Consider the following 18,015-nt stretch of genomic DNA (forward strand, 5'->3'; position numbering starts at 1 on the left):
ATCACAGTCGAACTTAAGTCGTTACTTTGCTAAAACTTTCTTATTTAGTAAGCTATTTAATTTTTCTGAGCTTAGCAGCATCACTGCAACAAAAATCAGTAGACACATCGGGAAAATTCCGATGGTTGAATGAGACGCAATGAAACCAATGAGAGGTGGCATGAATGTAGTACCTGTATAAGCAACTGCCATTTGATAGCCCATAATGGTCTGAGAATGTTTTTTTCCAAAACGTGTAGGCGTTTCATGCAACATACACGGAAAAATTGGTGCTAATCCAAACCCAACAATAATAAAACCAACAAGTGAGAAAATAGATGGTAATGGCAGGAATAGAATAATGGCTCCAATTAACGCAATGATTTGTCCTGAGCGAATCAGAGTGCGGTTAGACAGTTTAAAAGTAATAAAGCCTGTAATAAATCGACCTACTGTTATTCCCGCGTAATATAAGGAAACCCATCCAGCAGCAGTTGCCGCACTTAACCCTTTGACATTTACCAAGAAACTACTTCCCCAGAGTCCCATAGTTGCTTCAACTCCACAATAAAACAAGAAGGATGCAAGCGCTAGTTTTACTCCTTTAATTTGTAAGGGTTTATGTACCTTCTCCTCTTCATCATTTGTAACTCCATTTAATTCTGTAGCCTCTTCTTTTACAATAATATTTCTATTTTTTGTCACTCTGTTCCATAAAGGCAAAGTGAAGAGAAGAATAATGACTAAAGCAAACTGGATGCCAGAAATAACAAAATATCCACTTCTCCAAGAGTTCTCTCCCATCATAAACTGAGCCATAATTATAGGACCAAGAGTAGCTCCAACCCCCCAAAAGCAATGTAACCAACTCATATGATGCGCCTTATAGTTAATAGCAACATAATCGTTTAATCCTGCATCAACAGCTCCTGCTCCTAATCCAAGAGGGATCGCACATATCACTAACCAAACAACAGATGGAGCAAAATGAAATCCTAGTAAAGCACCAGCAGTCATTAAGACGCTGACAAAGGTGACTCTACCTGTTCCGAACCGTTTAAGTAATTTCCCACTAAATAAACTGGAGATGATTGTACCACCTGCAATGGTCATAAAAAGGAATCCAGCAGTCTCAAGCGAAGCCCCTAAGTCCGATTGCATGACGGGCCAAGCTGCCCCCAACAATGAGTCAGGTAAACCTAAGCTAATAAACGCCAAATATATGATGACTAAAAGGATTGTTGTCATGTTAACACCTCATTTTATTAATTCTTTTAATTATTCTTTCCGAAAACAAATGCTTATTAAATACATTTAATAAGTAACTAGATAAAACCATGGTTGTCGTTTGAACAAACTTCATGGTTATACCTATTTCTCTATACAGTTAATTCTATAAGATTTCCTTCAGGGTCTTCTATAACACTCTCATAATACCCATCTCCCGTAACACGAGGGCCATTAATAGTAGAGTAACCTTCATTTTTTAATCTCTCTGTCATTAGATTAACACAGTCCCTGCTTCCCAAAGAGATCGCAATATGCGCCCACCCCAAATGGTCAACATTACCATGCTGGTTAATACCTTCTTTACGCATAATCTCTAATCGTGCACCTGATTTAAATGTTAAAAAGTATGACTCAAACATCTTTTCCTTATTATGATATTTAGAGTTTGACTTACAATTAAAATATGTTTCATAAAACTCCCTCATACCTTCCAGATCATTGACCCAAATAGCCACATGTTCAATTTTCACTTATATCCACTCCTATATTTATAATCAAAGATTCAAAAACTAGTAAGAAATTCAAAGTATAACTTATTCATTAATCATAAAATCAAGACCCAGACTTTGTAATCCGTATAAATAATCTTGTTTCCAATCACTTACAGTAAACACGGGAAGATGATCTAAAGGGATATATTTCGAGCTACCTTTGGTAATTTTAATTAATGTCTCTTTATCTACATCGTTGTTACTAAAAATAAAGGTATGAGGGTTAATAATAGCAACAAATGAAGCTACTAACCTGCTAACTGCATCAATCTCTTGCTCCTCTGTAATATGTCCACTTCCATTTACCAAAGCTTGACCGAAATTTCGATGATCATATTGAGGGACGAATTGAACCTCTCCAGAGAAAAAAGTACTTCCTCTTACAACATTTCCATTTATCATAATGCCCGCCCCAGGACCATTTTGACCTGTATACAAATAAATAAGAGATTCCTTGTCCTTCACTGCTCGATTGTTGTACCCTAAAACAGCAGCATTCATATCGTTCTCAACAACTACAGGAATAGAAAAATGATCTTCATAATAACCTTTCAAATCAAAATTTTGAAACTGCTGGTAGCCTGGTATATAAAAAATCCGACCTTTATCAACTGCTCCAGGAACACCAATTGCAATCGAACTTATTTTGGGATATTTCATCACTAGTTTTTCAATGCAATTTGTTAACGAGTCTAGGTTACCATCTTTTAAAACACTCGGTGCCTCTCCTTCTTCCTTTTGTTCCCCCAAGCAGTTAAAAATCAAATAATTCGTCCCTGTTCCCTCTAAAAAAATGGCTAAACCTAACATATACTCAGGATTGTAAGAATACCTTTTGGCTCTTCTTCCTCCACTTGAATCATCTAACCCAACTGAAATAATTTCCCCATCCTTCTCCATCTGAGATAGAAACTTACTTATTGTTGGGAAACTAATTCCTAATTGTTCGCTGAGTTCAACCTTTGTAGCACTTCCACGTTCTATAAGGGTTGTTCGAATCCCTCTAAGGATTACCTTCTTTATATTTTTAGGATTAGAGATTATTTCACTCACGTTGATCCACCACCAAAAAACATATTAAACTTCTCTAAAAACCATGTGATAATACAACTTATTAATTACATTTAATAAGTGTCCAGAAAAACTTATTAAACCTTTTTAATAAGTAATGTTGATATTGTACCATATGAAGTTACAGTAAGGAAACCAATAGAAATAACCTGTTATTAAAACAACGCTAGAATATGTACAGTGAAATCCGCCTGAATACTTTCATAGGTTTCTTTTCCGGTTTCAATTTCACCCAGTATAATAAGATCACTTGTTGAATCGGCTAAACCTTCATAAAAAATAGCGATATTTCCCCAAGGAGAATAATAAGCAAAATCCCCCCTTTGGGATTGGCTTTCAGCGGTCACTGTATCTACCGATAATTTTTCTCCTAGAATGCTAATTTTTTCTTTTTCTATATAATCTTCTAATGTAACCGTTAAGGGCAATTGAGCTAAAAAATCTCTACTTGCTGAATTATCATACATGTTCACGATTACTTCCTCGGTATTAAACGTTAATTTAATTTTAACATTTTCCATATTATCTAGATCTCCATTATCTGACGAATTCTCAGTATTCAGTTTGTCCTCTAGAATTTAGAAAAAATGATGAACAAGTGTGTTCAATGTTTGGAACATTACTCACATCTTCGACTCTGACTATGTCTTCACCACTTGAATTGTTATTTGGAGTAGTATCGCCGTTATTTTCGCTTTCATTGCTACTACTTCCGCAACCTGTGATAAACATTAAAATCCCCCCAATAAAAATAAAAGTGAAATTTATAACCCTTTTCTCACCATTTCTCCTCCTCATTGAACGTATGCCAGATGTCTATAGAATTACAAAGTATAATGTCTCCCACAAACATAGATTCCCAGGGTAGAAAGGTATCTATCCCCTTATTAAAAGTCTACTATTCATAATTCTTTTAATCGCTATGCATTCTATCATAATTTGAAAATTCTTACATCCACTAAAATGACCCACTGCCTTTATTTATGAATCCATATGTTAGTACATAAAATTCAAAGTATAAGACAGGAGGTCAAATGTGGTTAGTACTTATTTGGTTATAATTGCTATATGGATAGTTAAATCTCAAGAGCTTATGAAGCCTTCTAGATAACAGAACAAAGAAAAAATAATAATCTTTACTCATGCTGGTTCGTTATCAACTATATTTCTAACGATTTCCCTTTTTCAGAATCTCCCTTTTTAACTAGATCAGTTACTAATATTTTGGGTATTATTCCTCACTGGATTCTATTTTCTTTAACACTTTCGCTGGCACACCACCTACGATAACAAGGGGAGGTACGTCTTTTGTTATAACTGCACCTGCGGCGATTATTGCGCCATCACCAATGGTGACACCAGGAAGGATTGTTGCATTTGAACCAACCCAGACATCATTACCAATTGAAATTGGTGCTGGATGCAGGTTACTACGCTTTTTAGGATTAATATCATGATTAAGAGTTGCCAATACGACGTTGTGCCCTATGAGAACACCATCGCCAATTTTAATTTTGCCCTGGTCCTGAAAACAGCAGCCTGAGTTGATAAAAACATTCTTGCCAACATGAATGTTTTTCCCGCAATCCGTATAAAAAGGTGGGAACATGGCAAATGATTCATCTACCTTTTTACCAATTAATACAGAAAACAGTTCCTGGATTTCTTGGGGAGTATGATAACGTCCGTTTAACTCGGCGGTTACCTTCAATGCTTCTTGTGAGACTTTGTGCATCATCTGATGAATCTCCGAATTTCCCTCGACCTCTTCTCCACTATTCATATATGCTAAAAAATCATGGATATCCATGAACACCCTCCTTGACGTTTAGACTTGTAAAGTATAAATAATTATTAAATTTAAAGATTAATTATGGTACTCCTTATTTAATTCTCTTATAAACAACATATTCCTCCTTAAACAAACTCCCCCGTTTGTTACATAAGATAAGCCGCCTGAATTGGAAGCTGAATGTGAATATAAGCATCCTATAGTTTAAGTAAACTTAATCACAAACTTCTCTTTTTTTGTAATTAACACATAAAAAACGCTAAAGATATTTTCTCCTTAGCGTTTTTTACAGTCTATTTTGATTCTGCTCTTCAGGTAATACTTTTAGTAAGCTTCCCTACACTAAGACCAATTGAAAGGATTAGTATTAGTGAAAAAATTAAAGCAAAAATATTTCCTCCTCCAAATAAAGAAACCAATACAACACTGAATGAAGGGACACCTAATGCACTTAGCATCGGTAATGCAATAGCTGTAGCAAGAATAGCCATTACAAATGTTAACATTAAGTTTTTTTTCCTTTTATTCACAAATAAGCACCTCCTAGACATTATATTAACATGAATTTTCATAAATAACCGAATATTACAACGTTTTCATTAAAACTACTGTAAATATAGCTATTGCATGTAATAAAATTCTGTATAGACATAAATCATTATAAATTGGGCTACTTATTAAACTATCCTGCACGTTAGTCGAATAAAAAAAGTGTTCTGCCTATCCTAACTGGATCTTCAACTCTTGCAATCGTTAGTTTAAGTACATCATTTCACAAACTCTGTATGTTTTTCTATAAATAATAATATGAATTAAAAAGGATAACTAAACTCACTCCTATATAGAATTATAACGTGATGAGGAAAGGCTTCAGTGGTTTCCACACTTAAGGACTTGAATCTTTAATTTTGCTCTTTCCATCTCTTTTTCACTTACATCTGTTAAGATTTTTTAAATAACCAATGTACGCCTTCCACTACTCTCCCTAGGTCTGTCAAATACTAAACACTGTGTCTAAACTTTTTTGAAAGTCGAGAATAGATTAATATATTTATAAGGTGAATAAATTGGAAAAAAGAGGTGATGGCCGATGAAATTAAGGGAGAATAGAAGCTTTGTTCGTTTTTGGATTGCGTCAACAACTTCAAGCTTTGGCACATATATTACAACTCTGGCTCTTCAGGTATTAGTGGTTGGTAATTTGGAAGGCAGTGCAGTAGATGTTGGCTGGATTTCAGCATCCAGATGGCTTCCGTATGTATTGTTGGGATTAATAGCAGGGGTTTTGGTTGATCGTTTTCACCGAAAGACTGTATTGGTGGCAACAGATATAGGGCGCAGTTTTATACTTGCCTTCATATGCTTAATGTCTATCACAGGAGTAATCAGTATTGGCTGGCTCATGTTTCTTCTGGTACTTTTTGGTATTTTATCTCTTTTTAATGATACTGCCTACCAGTCTTTTGTGCCACAATTAGTTCCTCGTCCTTTATTAACACGTGCAAATGCACGGTTAGAACAAAGCTCAGCTGTTGCGGAGACGAGCGGTCCAGCCATTGGAGGTGGACTTGTCTCGTTGATCGGTGCACCATTTGCCCTTCTTTTTGATGCCATTTCATATCTGTTTTCAGGTGTATTAATGGCATCGATTAAACACCAGCCCTCAGAGAAAGTAAAAATGGGTCCACTTGGTCAGCAAATCAAAGAAGGTTTGCGATGGGTCTACCAACACCAATACCTTCGTACCCTCGCTTTAAACACGCATGCCTGGTTTCTCTTTCATAGCATGACGATGACGATCCTTGTATCTATTTTTTTAATTGAACTTGGCTTCCATGCCTCACTGCTTGGGTTTGTCCTTGCCGCTGGAGGTGTCGGTGCTGTCGCAGGGACCTCTCTTTCTCCTCTAGCCGGTGTGCGCTTGGGTGTCGGACGTGCAATGTCTCTTTCACGAATCCTCTATGGTCCAGCAGTTATCTTAATGGCTCTGCCTTTAGCAACTAACAGTTCCGACTCGCAGTTCATAGCTCTCATTTTTGTGATTGCAGGGCAGCTTTTTTACGGCTTTGCCATGGGAATCGAGGGTCCACTTGAAATGGGATATCGACAGTATGTCACGCCATCTCACCTGCAAGGTCGTATGAATGCCACACTGCGATCCATCAACCGTAGTGCAGTCGTTATCGGCGCCCCACTTGGAGGTATCATCGCTGATGGACTAGGTTTCATAACGGCTTTATGGATTTCGATATTTGGACTAACTTTATGCGGACTATGGTTCAGTCTTTCATCGATGCGAAATGCTCGAATAGAAGATGACTAAATCTAAAACACCTCAGAATAATAAGACTTAGACTGACTAGAAATAAAAAATGTAAAGCATCGGTTAACAAAAATCAAACCTGAACAATTTTTATTCATAACTAGTTCATGTTTGCCTCCTGATTTTTTCGCTAAACAGTCCTTTTGATGGAATAAAAAACCCGCCTGGTTTTGCCAGCTGATCTTGAAGATAAGTACCCTCTATTTTAAGTACAATTGTTCACAAACTATAAAGAATAAACTCTTTTATTAAGTGCCCATTTAAACTGGCCAAACCCTGGGAGAGCAATACTCGAAAATCTCTTCCCCTTATAATCTTTTCAATTCGATTCTTTATTGTGGGTTTAGATTGGTGTCTAGAAAATAATTTTCTTAAAGCCCTAAAAGACCAGAATTGAATATAGTGTAAAATTCAAACTGTTAAATGTGTGTAAAGACCATTTCTACCACTAATAATGCTCCAAAATACTACCTCCAAACTATTAACTAACCTAAAGGTCCATCTTAGGCGGCTCCTCTAGCCAGCCCTTTTTCATCATTAGTTTGGCACCTTCCCGTGTGTATTCAAAAGTATCCTTCCCATATACAACATTTTTTGCTACCACATCATCCCTTAATATGAATGTTGAACTAAACCCTTGTCCACCTAAGCTAAAGCCGCCAAATAGAAAAGTGCAAAACATCATCAACCTATCTGAAAAAGGAGCAATTTCTGAGTTAGTAACTGTAACTCCCGAGGCAGCAGGAACCTTTATGTTCTCATGTAACAAGCCCTTTTCTATACCTTGTAGGATTTCTTTAGAGATATTAACCCCTTTGGTAAAGTATTTTCTTGCCTCAATATCTGTTGCGCATTGTGAAAATCCTCTCAACAATTGAAAAGCAAAGTTATTCACTTCAACAGAGTGGTACATTAATCCAAATTCAACAGTATTTATAGGCCTCCTACTCCCAAAGAAATTAGATCCAGTCATATAGGATTCATCTTCAATATAAGTGATTGAGTTAGGCAGGTTAGTAAAATTCGGACGGGGAAGAAGGTCTCGCTTAATCAGATAAGCAGTAAACTGGTCGTAATAACCCTGGGTAATCTCACTAAGTTTTTTATATAGTTCGATAATATCCTGCCTGTAAGATATTGTCATGTGAAGCACATACATCCCCATACTTACTTCCTTTAGTATCCGAGTGAACATAATGTCAAAACCATTTTCAAATAGCCTTGGAGCTTTCAGATTGACATCCTTATCAGTAAATCCTTCTGGAATTGCGGCACCCTCATTCTTAATTAAGGTTTTGATTTCTTCGACTTTTGGTTGAAGTTTTTCATAAAGCCCAGACATTAAGTCCCTGGCATCCTGATCTTCGGCTGTACTAATCAAGTAATCCAATATTCGCAGAATCATTGTTTTTTTTTGGAAAGTTGTCCATAAAGCTCCGAATTCAACTGAACTTAATTTAGTATGCATTTACACTATTTCCTCCTCTTATTTCCAGCTATTGTTTTTATTATAGCCCTTAGATATATCTATATATTCTTTATAAATTAGGAAAAAAAACACACTGAATTGTTTTAATGGAGAAAAATTATTTATTTCGGAAGGGGTGGATATAGAAGTAGAAACATGATTGAGGCTGAATGGAACATTGATCTCGTATAACAACCGAAGCTGTTACACTGCAAGAAGGATAAGGGTACCGGCAAATAAAAGAGATAGGAGATGATGGAGGGTGAAAACAAGCGTTGGTCTGGATATTTCAAAAGGGGAAAATCTAGGTTCAAGCTTTTGTTGATAATGGCAAACTTTTCGTAAGAGCTTTAAAAGTTTAGCATACTCTTGAGGGGTTTTTTTAAAATCTACATCTGACTAAATAATGAAAAACCTTCCAACAGTAATCTAAAGGAAGGTTTTTTGTCATGAACTTTTTTAGTATATCACGGGTTTTAGAAGTTTTTTAGAAAAAAATTTGCAAACTATTAGCTGGTTTAGTGCTTGAATAGATAAAAAGGCATTCATCCGTATTGGATTAAAGCACCCCGTTAATTGTAGTGAAACTTTCCAAAATATCAGTGCTAAATAGATGTCATTTTACTTCACAGTATGGTTATATTGCGCAGCATTGTTATATAATTTCCAAGAATAATGAATAGCTTTCCGCAATCCCACCAAGCAACTAGTGACCCGATGAAACATATTTTTGCGTATTTTCCCCCAATGGTAAAAGCACCTCAACCGTGGTTCCTTTATTCAATCTACTTGTGATGTTTAACGATCCTTGATGATCTTCAATGATTTTACGACAAACCATAAGCCCTAACCCTGTTCCCCTTTCTTTTGTTGTATAAAATGGTTCCCCAATTCTCTCAAGTTTGTCTTCGGGAATGCCTATTCCCTGGTCAATAATGCGAAAGAGAACACTATCTTCATCAATGTTGTCAGCCATTATTATTACTTGTCCACCATTTGGCATCGCTTCTATCGCGTTTTTTAGAAAATTGATGAATATTTGCTTTATTTGATTTTCATTACAATTAATGAGTGTCACGACATCTTCTTCGCACTTTAATTCTACTTCAATATTATGTAAATGCATCTGTGATTCCATAAGGATGCAGACCCGCTCAAGCAAGGCTCTTAAATCCACTTGCGATAATTGCTTAGCTTGCGGTTTTGCAAGTAGCAATAATTCACTTAAAATGAGTTCAATTCGATTCATTTCATCTGTCAGTACTTCAAAATAGAAAGGCTTTCCGTTATTCTCTGATTTCATCAATTGATGAAATCCCTTGATCGCTGTTAATGGATTGCGAATTTCATGAGCGATGCTTGCAGCAAGCTGACCCGCTAAGCTCAGTTTTTCCGAATTCAAAAGAAGTTCCTGTGCCTTTTTCCTTTCTGAGATATCGCGTATGATTGCACTCCAGTAATATTCCCCATTCGTTTGCCAACAGTTAAGAGTAATTTCCGCTGGGAACTTCGTGCCGTCTTTTCGAAGTCCGCTCAATTCAACCATTCGTCCAATCGCCGTTGTTAGTCCTGTGGCATAGAGAGGCTCCACAACTTGACGGTACCTTTCTATGTGATGTTCTGGAACAATGATCTCCATATCTTGCCCGATGGTTTCTTGTTCGTAATAGCCGAAGAGCTCCTCTGCAGCTTTGTTCCACCCTATAATTTTCATATCTTGATTTGCCAAAATAATTGCGTCAATAGCTGTATCAACTATTGATTGCTTAGCCTGCTGTGCCGCTTTCTTCGCAAGAAGTAGCTCATGTTCTAGTTTGTTTCTATTTACTGTTCTGATAATGATACAATTAAAAACAATCTCTCCGTCTCGTTCGTAGCATATTCCATTTAAAAGGACTGGCACTTCAGACCCGTCGCAAGATTTCAAAGAGAAGTACATCTCCTCCACCTTGCCCTGCATTTTCATCATAGGATAAATATAAAGTTGGTAAAAAAGCTTACTTGACTCAGTTAGAATTGCATTCACTTGCCGACCCTCAGTATTGCTGCGCTCTGCACTGATCCAATCCAAGAGTTTATCATTAATCGACTGAATGACTCCGTCTTTGGACAGTGATAAAAACCCACAAGGCATCTGATTTATATCTATGTTCATTTATCTTGCAACTTTGAAAGGTAGTCTTTAATTATTGCTACTGTTTCTCGAGGATGACTCAAATGAGGACAATGTCCCGTTGCATTCATAAATCGTATTTCGCTACCTGGTGTATGGCGATGTATGTATTCCCCTACTTCTTTGGGGGCGATTGCATCATCAGCGCATTGCAACACAAGCGATGGAACGGTCGCCTTCAAGAGATCCTCCCGGTTATCGGAGAAGAAGGTTGCTCTTGCAAAGTTGACGGCGATTATTGGATCTGTCGAACAGAAACTTTCCTCCAATTCATTGGACAAATTGGGGCGATCAGCATTTTTTATAATCATTGGTGCAAATTGGTTTGCCCAATGTATGTAATTTTTCTCCATCAAATCAATGAGACCTTCAAGAGCGCTTAATTCAAAACCGCCAGCGTAGTCAGGAGGATCATTAATATAACAAGGGGAAGGTCCGATCATAATCAGACGTTCAAAATACTTGGGATCCTGTATAGAAGCAATCAGTCCAATCATACTGCTGACGGAGTGTCCTACAAAAATAGCTTCTTGTAATTGGAGAGCAGAAAGAACATCTATTACGTCTTGGGCATAACCCGTGAGTTGACTGTATCGTGTAGGATCATAGAACTGAAGATCAGTCTTTCCTGCACCTACGTAATCAAAAGTAATAATGAGGTAATCTTCTTTAAAAGCCGGAGTTACATACCTCCACATCCTCTGGTCACAACCGAATCCTGGAGCGAAGATAATGGGCTTATCGCCATTACCAGTTATCTTCACGTCGTTTCGCTTAATAATATCAATATCACTGTTCACATAGTGCGCCTCCTTGATAAATTGAATGGGTAACACACAATAAATATTATTATTTTAAAAATTTCACCTAGTTTCATAATTTTATATTTATAATTATCAAAGTAATTCGACTTCAAGTCAATAAGTTTAGTAGTACTGAAACTTCGCAACCGAACCTGGGGCACCTATAGAGCTTCTTTACGAGATTAAGATGTGATCGAAACCTTACTATGTTAATGAAAACTAAAGTAGACAATTTTCGCTAAACAATTTGAAACACTTATTTACCCTAATATACCAATAAGATAAATGTCTTTTCCATTGTATGATAAGCTCATAAATATGGGGGACAATGCAAAGGTGGAAAAGTGGGAAATGTAAATGGAGCAGGCACAAGATTGATTGAGGACTCTCCGGTTAGCAGAAACGGCTAATCGTTTGCCTGAATTAATAAGAGAAGCTGAGAAAAAGGACTTGTCCTTTACTCAGTTTCTCCTTGAAGTAGCATCCTATGAACAAAAGCGCAGAGATGAAAGCAATTCGTAAAACGATATAAGTGTGCAACATTTCCCTCTCATAGTGCAGTGGAAGAATTGGATGTTAGTGAGTGAACAGAAATTCTTAAGCAGCAAGAAAAAATTAAATCAGTTAAAAGGTTTAACATGGATAGAGCAACTCTATCATGTAATTCTCATTGGACCGCCAGGTGTAGGAAAAACTCACCTCTCGATAGGACTCGGAATTGAGGCATTAATCAAGGATATAAAGTCAGCTTCACGACCATGGGAGACTAATCCATTCATTAAAAACAGAAGAGATTACGAGGAAATCGAAAACCAGAATGAAATGAAACGAATAAGTGAAGCAGATTTAGTTATCATAGATGATTTGATAGTTCTATTAATAACATTATTCGCCTGAAAACTATAAAATATACTAGTTTAATAGAATTTTTTTAGTGAATTGCACCCTTTAGTTTAAGTGTAAGCCCTCACAACGTTTATATGTTCTAAATTTTTTTAATTCTGAATAACTAAATCAGCTTGTTCGATTGGCGAAACTGTTTCCATATAATAATCTTCTGCTTTCCAGTATCTCTTTTGAAACTTCTCAATTTTATTTTGTGTATCAATACTCTCACGATTGAATCTCTCTTCTCGTGCACAATTCAGAAAAACCATAAAATCAAAATAGTCTCTCCACTCTTTTCTTTGTAAAAAAACTCCTTCGATTATAATTAGACAAGTATCAGGTATTTTAACCGTTTGTAATTTTTGCGAATCAGAAGTATTGTCATAGGTTAATAATTGTAATTCATTAGCTTCTCTAAGTTTCCTGAATAACTTCTCTTTCAGCAATTCTACATCCCATTGTAAATTGTAATACTCATGCCAATCTTCATTACCAGTGTTATAACGTTTTGCTCTCTCTACAATGTAATCGTCTATATGCAAAACACAAGCCAAAATATTTTTTTTTTGAATATGCTGTTCGATGTATCTTACTATTGTTGTTTTACCAGAACGACTTAATCCATCTATTCCTAGAATAACCTTTTGACCTTGTTCAACTTTTGGAATTCTTCTAAATAAATTTGTTATTTTATCTTCCAAGTCCATTCCCACCCAAATTTTAATATGCTTAGTTGCACTATAGAACCCGTTACTTTAAGTGCAATTTTTCACAAAGTACATGTTCATTAATTCAAATACACTTTATTTTTAATACATCAATTTTTTCGTATTTATCATCAGAAACAGTTTCAAGATAAGTCCATCCTCTATTTCTATAATATTCAGTTTCGTCTTCTGTTCTTAAATATAGTTCATTAAACCCTAATTCTTTGACTACATCTACGGTTTTTGTTACTAAGTGTTGTCCAACACCCCTGCCACGATACTCAGGTTTCGTGTATAGAGATGCAAGCCATGGTTTATACATATCTCTTATTTTTAAATCGTTTTCAAAGATTGATACGGTTCCTAAACATACACCGTTCTCTAAAGCAACAAGTGTTATCGGAAGTGCATTATCCTTTGTATTTGAAAAGTGTTTAACAACATCTTCATATTTCAAACCACTACCCGTTTTTACTACAAATTCCTTAAAAATCATTTCAGAAACTTCATTTATTTTATCGGGATGGTTTGACAAAAAATCAATATCCATACTAATCACCCTTTTGTTGATATGCATATTTCTTTATTATATTGAATCGTCCTTCTTAAAGTAAACTGCACCATTTCTATCTTACGCAAGGTTTCACTTATTACAGGAATGCTGCCCAGTTTATAGAATTAGAAAAGCCGCCTGATTTGGCAGCTGATCTTGGATATAAGCACCCGTTAGTGTAAGTGTGTATATTCACAAACTATTATTTTTCAAACAGTTATTATTTACAGGATCTTTCCATTTTTAACTATATAAAAGAGCTTTCCTAATCTTAGGAAAGCACCGTTTGCTATTCGTTTAATAATAAGAAGCTCTTAAAAGAAGATTAGCTTCTTTTAAAATTTCGCACTATTAGAGTAAATTATGGCTTAACCAATACCTTAAGTGCTTCTCGGTTGTTCATAAGTCGATAACCTTCCGGAACACCATCAAAGTCAACTGTTACATCAAACACTCTACCAGGTTCCAGTGTACCGTCTAAAATATCTGGTAATAGTTCTTCCATATAAGCACGTGTAGGTGCTGGTCCTCCTGTTAGTGTAATGTTTCGGCCAAATAAACTCTCAAAGCCAACAGCAGCTTCTTCATACTGCGGAACTCCAACGCGACTGATTACTCCACCAGCCCGCACAGCTCCAATACTCATTTCGTAAGCTGGCTTCAGACCAACACATTCTAAAACCACATGTACTCCTTCACCATTTGTAAGCTCACGTACTTTTGCTACACCTTCTTCTCCACGTTCTGGTATAACATGTGTAGCACCAAATTCAATTCCAAGATCAGTACGTTCTTTATGACGACCCATAAGAATTATTTTCTCCGCTCCAAGTTTCTTTGCGGCCATAACAGCAAGAAGACCAACTGCACCGTCACCTATAACTGCTACTGTTGTGTTCTCATTTACGCTTCCCATTACAGCTGCATGATATCCAGTACCATAAACATCAGATAATGTTAATAAGGATGGCAGAAGAGGAGAGTTTTCATCAATCTCTTTTGGTAATTTAAACATACTACCCTGTGCTTGAGGTACACGAACGTATTCAGCTTGACAGCCTGTCATAAAGCCTCCATGAACACAAGAAGTCATCAATCCTTCTTGACAGTATGGGCAAGTGTTATCTCCAAAAGCAAAAGGTACAATAACCAAATCGCCTTTCTCAAATCCAGATACTTCTGAACCCATTTTCTCTATTCTTCCAATAACTTCGTGCCCCATTGCTTCGCCTTCAGGGTGATCATGAGAATGCATGCTGCGATAAGGGTGCAAGTCACTACCGCAAATACAGGAAGCAACCACTTTTAATACTGCATCTGTTTGTAATTGTACTTTTGGTACTGGCAATTCTTCTACGCGTACATCACCAGCTGCGTACATAATATTTGCTTTCATATTAATACTCCACCTTTAAAATTTAGTTTCTGTTATAGATTTTAACGAACTTTTAAACCTGCACTTAAAAATATACTGGGTGTCTAATCAATTATTGAACCGTATATCCACCATCAACTGAGATTGCTTGCCCAATTACATAGCTTGCGGAAGAAGAGCATAACCAAAGTACAACAGATGCAACTTCCTCTGCTTTAGCTAGACGGGCAATTGGGACTTGTTTCATTAATTCGTCCATTGCGTCACTTTCTGTAGCTAGCATATTTTCAACCATGGGTGTTTCGATAATTCCTGGACAAACTGCATTAATTCGAATTCCCTTTGAAGCGTACTCTAAAGCAGTACTTTTTGTTAATCCCAATACACCATGCTTAAAAGCATGGTATACAGAACGTCCCGGAACACCAATTAATCCTCCCATTGAAGAACAATTAACAATAGCGCCTTCCGTCCCTTGCTTTATTAATTGAAGCAACTCATACTTCATACAAAGCCAAATACCTTTCGTATTAACATTCATCACATCATCGTAAACAGCTTCCTTCAAATCAACCGTATCTGTCACTGGGTTTTGAATACCAGCATTATTATATGCATAATCTAATCTTCCAAATGTATCAACTGTTTTTTTTACCATAGCCTCAACATCTTTCTCAATTGAGACATCGCAACAAATCGATATTGCATTATAACCTGCAACTACTAACTCCTCAGCTTGTTGCTTTGGTTCATTTATGTCAACCAAAGCTACACTTGCCCCTTCTTTAGCAAATAGTTGCGCAGTTGCCAGCCCAATTCCTGACCCTGCTCCTGTTACGATTACTACTTTATCTTTCATATTTGTCATAACGATTCCTCCAAATCATGTTATAAATAAACCTAACAATTTGGAGTGAGTTTCGCTCCATAAATCAACAACTTTCGTTTAATCAGCAGCTGTTTATAATTATAAATGGAACCTAATTACTTTCAATGGTTAAAAGAAACTGATTCGTTGTTTATTCAAACAAATCAATAAAATTGTTGATTATCTTTTGTGAAACAAATAAAAAGGTCAGCCAGAAAAATTTGGCTAACCTTGTGGTAAAATATAAATTCAGTCATAGGTTCGGTTGTTTCAAAGAGTGAAGTCAGCTCCAAAGTATTTCCAGATAAAGGTAATTATTACTTAAGGGCTTCAGTATATCCTATCTAATAATATCCCTAACTGTTCTGCTATAACACGAGGTGGAAAAGGCATTTCTTTTGTGATCCACCATTCCACCGTTCCTACAAAAGATGTCACAACAAATTGAAGTATAACCTCTTCATTCAAATCTCGATTTATCGTTCTTGCTGTGTTGATATCATTTTTAATTTCTTCCATAAGAAGTGCTTGAAATCGACTGCGAAAATAAGAAGCTTGACTACTTCTTAACATTGTTGAAAAAAATGAATAATTGCTCTCAAAGTACTCAAACCAGCCTACATTCGATTCAACAAAATCTAATTTCATTTCTGCTGCTTCCTCGCACATTACTCTTAGTACATTAATATGTTCATCAATGAGTCTATCTAGTAAATCAAATTTATCCAAGTAATGAAGATAAATGGTTCCTCGATTAACATTCGCCCTGTCGGCAAGTTCCTGAATGGTAATATCATCGAAACCTTTTTCAGCCATCAGTTCAATGACCGCTTTTTTTAAGAATTCTTGTGTTTTAAGAACTCTTCTATCCACTTTAGACATCTGAAATCACCAATCTTTCCTAATAATCAACAATTGGCTTTCAGTTAACGATTGAAAGCATCCTTTTTCTTATATAATTATTAACAGATGTTGATTAACCAATCAATGTTAAATTATTATAAATTTATTTATAGATTCATCGTTAATAAGGTAGGATGTGAATTTTATGGTTAAGCGAACTGCATATTTATAATAAACACTTATAGAAAAAGCCTATTTCCCTTTTCATAACTATGCTGATTACTTTGTGAAAAAATGCACTTAAACTATTCTGCCCTGTTAGTGAAATAGAAATAAGCTCCCTCAATGGCAGCTGGTTAATTATAAGCCGCCGTTTGTTTACGTTAAATGATACATACTTTAGTTCTTTCCAACCGATCTTAAAGATAGTCAAAATTTTTACATCTACCTAACCAATGTAACCGATTTCTTCATTAGGTCCCATAGCTTTATTTCCGATGATTCTTCTATTCATTTTATTAAACAAAGTGATAACAAATAAATAATCGATACCTGATGAGTTCCGTATCTTAAGATCGGCATAGGAAATCCCTAAAAAAATTATAATAATTGTAATTAGACAAAATCTCCTAATGATAGGGATACGTTATTTACTTTATTGAAAAAAGAATGGAACTAATAATAATTTGAGAGACATAACACCTGCGATGATTTAGCTGAAGTTTCTTATATATTAACATTATCTTTAAAATACAATTCCAATATAAACATAAATATTCCCTGAAACTTTTCCAAACCAACATGATGCTTGCTCCGTCTAAAATGTTGAAAGGGGTGAAACTTAGATGGCTGATGAAGAAATAGCAATAAATGTTAACAGCATAGAAGATACTGAACAAATTATCGGCCAATTAATGGATACCTACAGCGATGATGTACTGCATCTTGTTTTTTCATATGTAAAGAATCGAACGACAGCTGAGGATTTAACGCAAGAGATATTTATTAAGTGCTATGAAAAACTAGGTCAGTTTAATAATAAGTCATCAATAAAAACGTGGCTATATCGAATTGCCATTAATCATTGTAAGGATTACTTGCGCAGTTGGCATTATCGCAAAATAAAATTCAGCGATAAAATTTGGGACCATATCCCATCCAAGTTAAAACATGTTGAAGAGGAAATAATCTCAAGAAATGTAGCAAACAGTTTAACAAATGCTGTTATGGATTTACCAGTAAAATATAGGGAAGTTGCTTTTTTACATTATTATGAGGAGCTTTCTATAGCAAATATCAGCAAGATTACGGGTGTAAATAGTAATACATTAAAAACTAGATTAAAGCATGCCAGAGAATTATTAAAGAACAAGATGAAAAAGGAGGTTTAA

The 18,015-nt window shown here is 35.8% G+C and carries 17 protein-coding genes; 3 read left to right on the plus strand and 14 right to left on the minus strand.

The genetic code is table 11. The annotated features are described in order from the left end of the window. Positions 1–21: 21 nt before the first annotated feature. The 6 genes from F7732_RS16085 to F7732_RS16110 all read right to left on the minus strand — a co-directional run bounded on the left by F7732_RS16085 (position 22) and on the right by F7732_RS16110 (position 5,153). A complete protein-coding gene (locus F7732_RS16085) occupies positions 22–1,227 on the minus strand; it encodes an MFS transporter (protein ID WP_151575028.1) in 1,206 nt (401 codons plus the stop codon). 131 nt (positions 1,228–1,358) lie between these two features. Then, positions 1,359–1,739: a VOC family protein gene (locus F7732_RS16090; RefSeq protein WP_151575029.1), complete on the minus strand. Its 381-nt coding sequence runs from the start codon at positions 1,737–1,739 to the stop codon at positions 1,359–1,361. Between the two features lie 63 nt (positions 1,740–1,802). Further along, positions 1,803–2,813: an ROK family transcriptional regulator gene (locus F7732_RS16095; RefSeq protein ID WP_151575030.1), complete on the minus strand. Its 1,011-nt coding sequence runs from the start codon at positions 2,811–2,813 to the stop codon at positions 1,803–1,805. 173 nt (positions 2,814–2,986) lie between these two features. Continuing rightward, the gene (locus F7732_RS16100) at positions 2,987–3,352 is read right to left on the minus strand and encodes a cyclophilin-like fold protein (RefSeq protein WP_151575031.1); all 366 of its coding nucleotides are present in this window, start codon (positions 3,350–3,352) and stop codon (positions 2,987–2,989) included. 710 nt (positions 3,353–4,062) lie between these two features. Continuing rightward, a complete protein-coding gene (locus F7732_RS16105; RefSeq protein ID WP_151575032.1) occupies positions 4,063–4,641 on the minus strand; it encodes a sugar O-acetyltransferase in 579 nt (192 codons plus the stop codon). Between the two features lie 293 nt (positions 4,642–4,934). Further along, positions 4,935–5,153 carry a hypothetical protein gene (locus F7732_RS16110; RefSeq protein WP_151575033.1) on the minus strand — a complete coding sequence of 73 codons (219 nt, stop codon included), beginning with the start codon at positions 5,151–5,153 and terminating at the stop codon, positions 4,935–4,937. A 560-nt stretch (positions 5,154–5,713) separates the two neighbouring features. Between F7732_RS16110 and F7732_RS16115 the strand changes: the two genes are divergently transcribed. Then, positions 5,714–6,946, plus strand: a complete 1,233-nt coding sequence (locus F7732_RS16115; RefSeq protein ID WP_151575034.1) for an MFS transporter — start codon at positions 5,714–5,716, stop codon at positions 6,944–6,946. A 490-nt stretch (positions 6,947–7,436) separates the two neighbouring features. Here F7732_RS16115 and F7732_RS16120 read toward each other — a convergent pair whose 3' ends face one another. From F7732_RS16120 to F7732_RS16130, 3 genes are all read right to left on the minus strand, one after another. Then, on the minus strand, positions 7,437–8,414 hold the full coding sequence (locus F7732_RS16120) for a DUF3231 family protein (protein WP_151575035.1): 978 nt from the start codon (positions 8,412–8,414) through the stop codon (positions 7,437–7,439). Positions 8,415–9,120: 706 nt separating this feature from the next. Further along, positions 9,121–10,569, minus strand: a complete 1,449-nt coding sequence (locus F7732_RS16125; RefSeq protein ID WP_151575036.1) for a PAS domain-containing sensor histidine kinase — start codon at positions 10,567–10,569, stop codon at positions 9,121–9,123. Beyond that, positions 10,566–11,387: an alpha/beta fold hydrolase gene (locus F7732_RS16130; protein WP_151575037.1), complete on the minus strand. Its 822-nt coding sequence runs from the start codon at positions 11,385–11,387 to the stop codon at positions 10,566–10,568. The genes F7732_RS16125 and F7732_RS16130 overlap by 4 nt, the downstream gene beginning before the upstream one ends. A gap of 576 nt (positions 11,388–11,963) precedes the next feature. Here F7732_RS16130 and F7732_RS16135 point away from each other — a divergent pair. Further along, entirely contained in the window at positions 11,964–12,287 is a 324-nt protein-coding gene (locus tag F7732_RS16135) for an ATP-binding protein (protein WP_151575038.1), read from the plus strand. Between the two features lie 98 nt (positions 12,288–12,385). On the opposite strand, the gene F7732_RS16140 is transcribed toward F7732_RS16135, so the two are convergent. From F7732_RS16140 to F7732_RS16160, 5 genes are all read right to left on the minus strand, one after another. Then, entirely contained in the window at positions 12,386–12,985 is a 600-nt protein-coding gene (locus F7732_RS16140; RefSeq protein WP_151575039.1) for a kinase, read from the minus strand. Positions 12,986–13,070: 85 nt separating this feature from the next. After that, on the minus strand, positions 13,071–13,535 hold the full coding sequence (locus tag F7732_RS16145; protein WP_151575040.1) for a GNAT family N-acetyltransferase: 465 nt from the start codon (positions 13,533–13,535) through the stop codon (positions 13,071–13,073). Positions 13,536–13,899: 364 nt separating this feature from the next. Next, the gene (locus tag F7732_RS16150) at positions 13,900–14,934 is read right to left on the minus strand and encodes a zinc-binding dehydrogenase (protein ID WP_151575041.1); all 1,035 of its coding nucleotides are present in this window, start codon (positions 14,932–14,934) and stop codon (positions 13,900–13,902) included. A 91-nt stretch (positions 14,935–15,025) separates the two neighbouring features. Further along, positions 15,026–15,781, minus strand: coding sequence for an SDR family NAD(P)-dependent oxidoreductase (locus F7732_RS16155; protein WP_151575042.1), 756 nt, complete (start codon positions 15,779–15,781; stop codon positions 15,026–15,028). Positions 15,782–16,111: 330 nt separating this feature from the next. After that, positions 16,112–16,663: a TetR/AcrR family transcriptional regulator gene (locus tag F7732_RS16160; RefSeq protein WP_151575043.1), complete on the minus strand. Its 552-nt coding sequence runs from the start codon at positions 16,661–16,663 to the stop codon at positions 16,112–16,114. Positions 16,664–17,469: 806 nt separating this feature from the next. Between F7732_RS16160 and F7732_RS16165 the strand changes: the two genes are divergently transcribed. After that, a complete protein-coding gene (locus tag F7732_RS16165; RefSeq protein ID WP_151575044.1) occupies positions 17,470–18,015 on the plus strand; it encodes a sigma-70 family RNA polymerase sigma factor in 546 nt (181 codons plus the stop codon).

This window comes from Bacillus mesophilum, assembly GCF_008923265.1.
Lineage (GTDB): Bacteria > Bacillota > Bacilli > Bacillales > Cytobacillaceae > Cytobacillus > Cytobacillus mesophilum.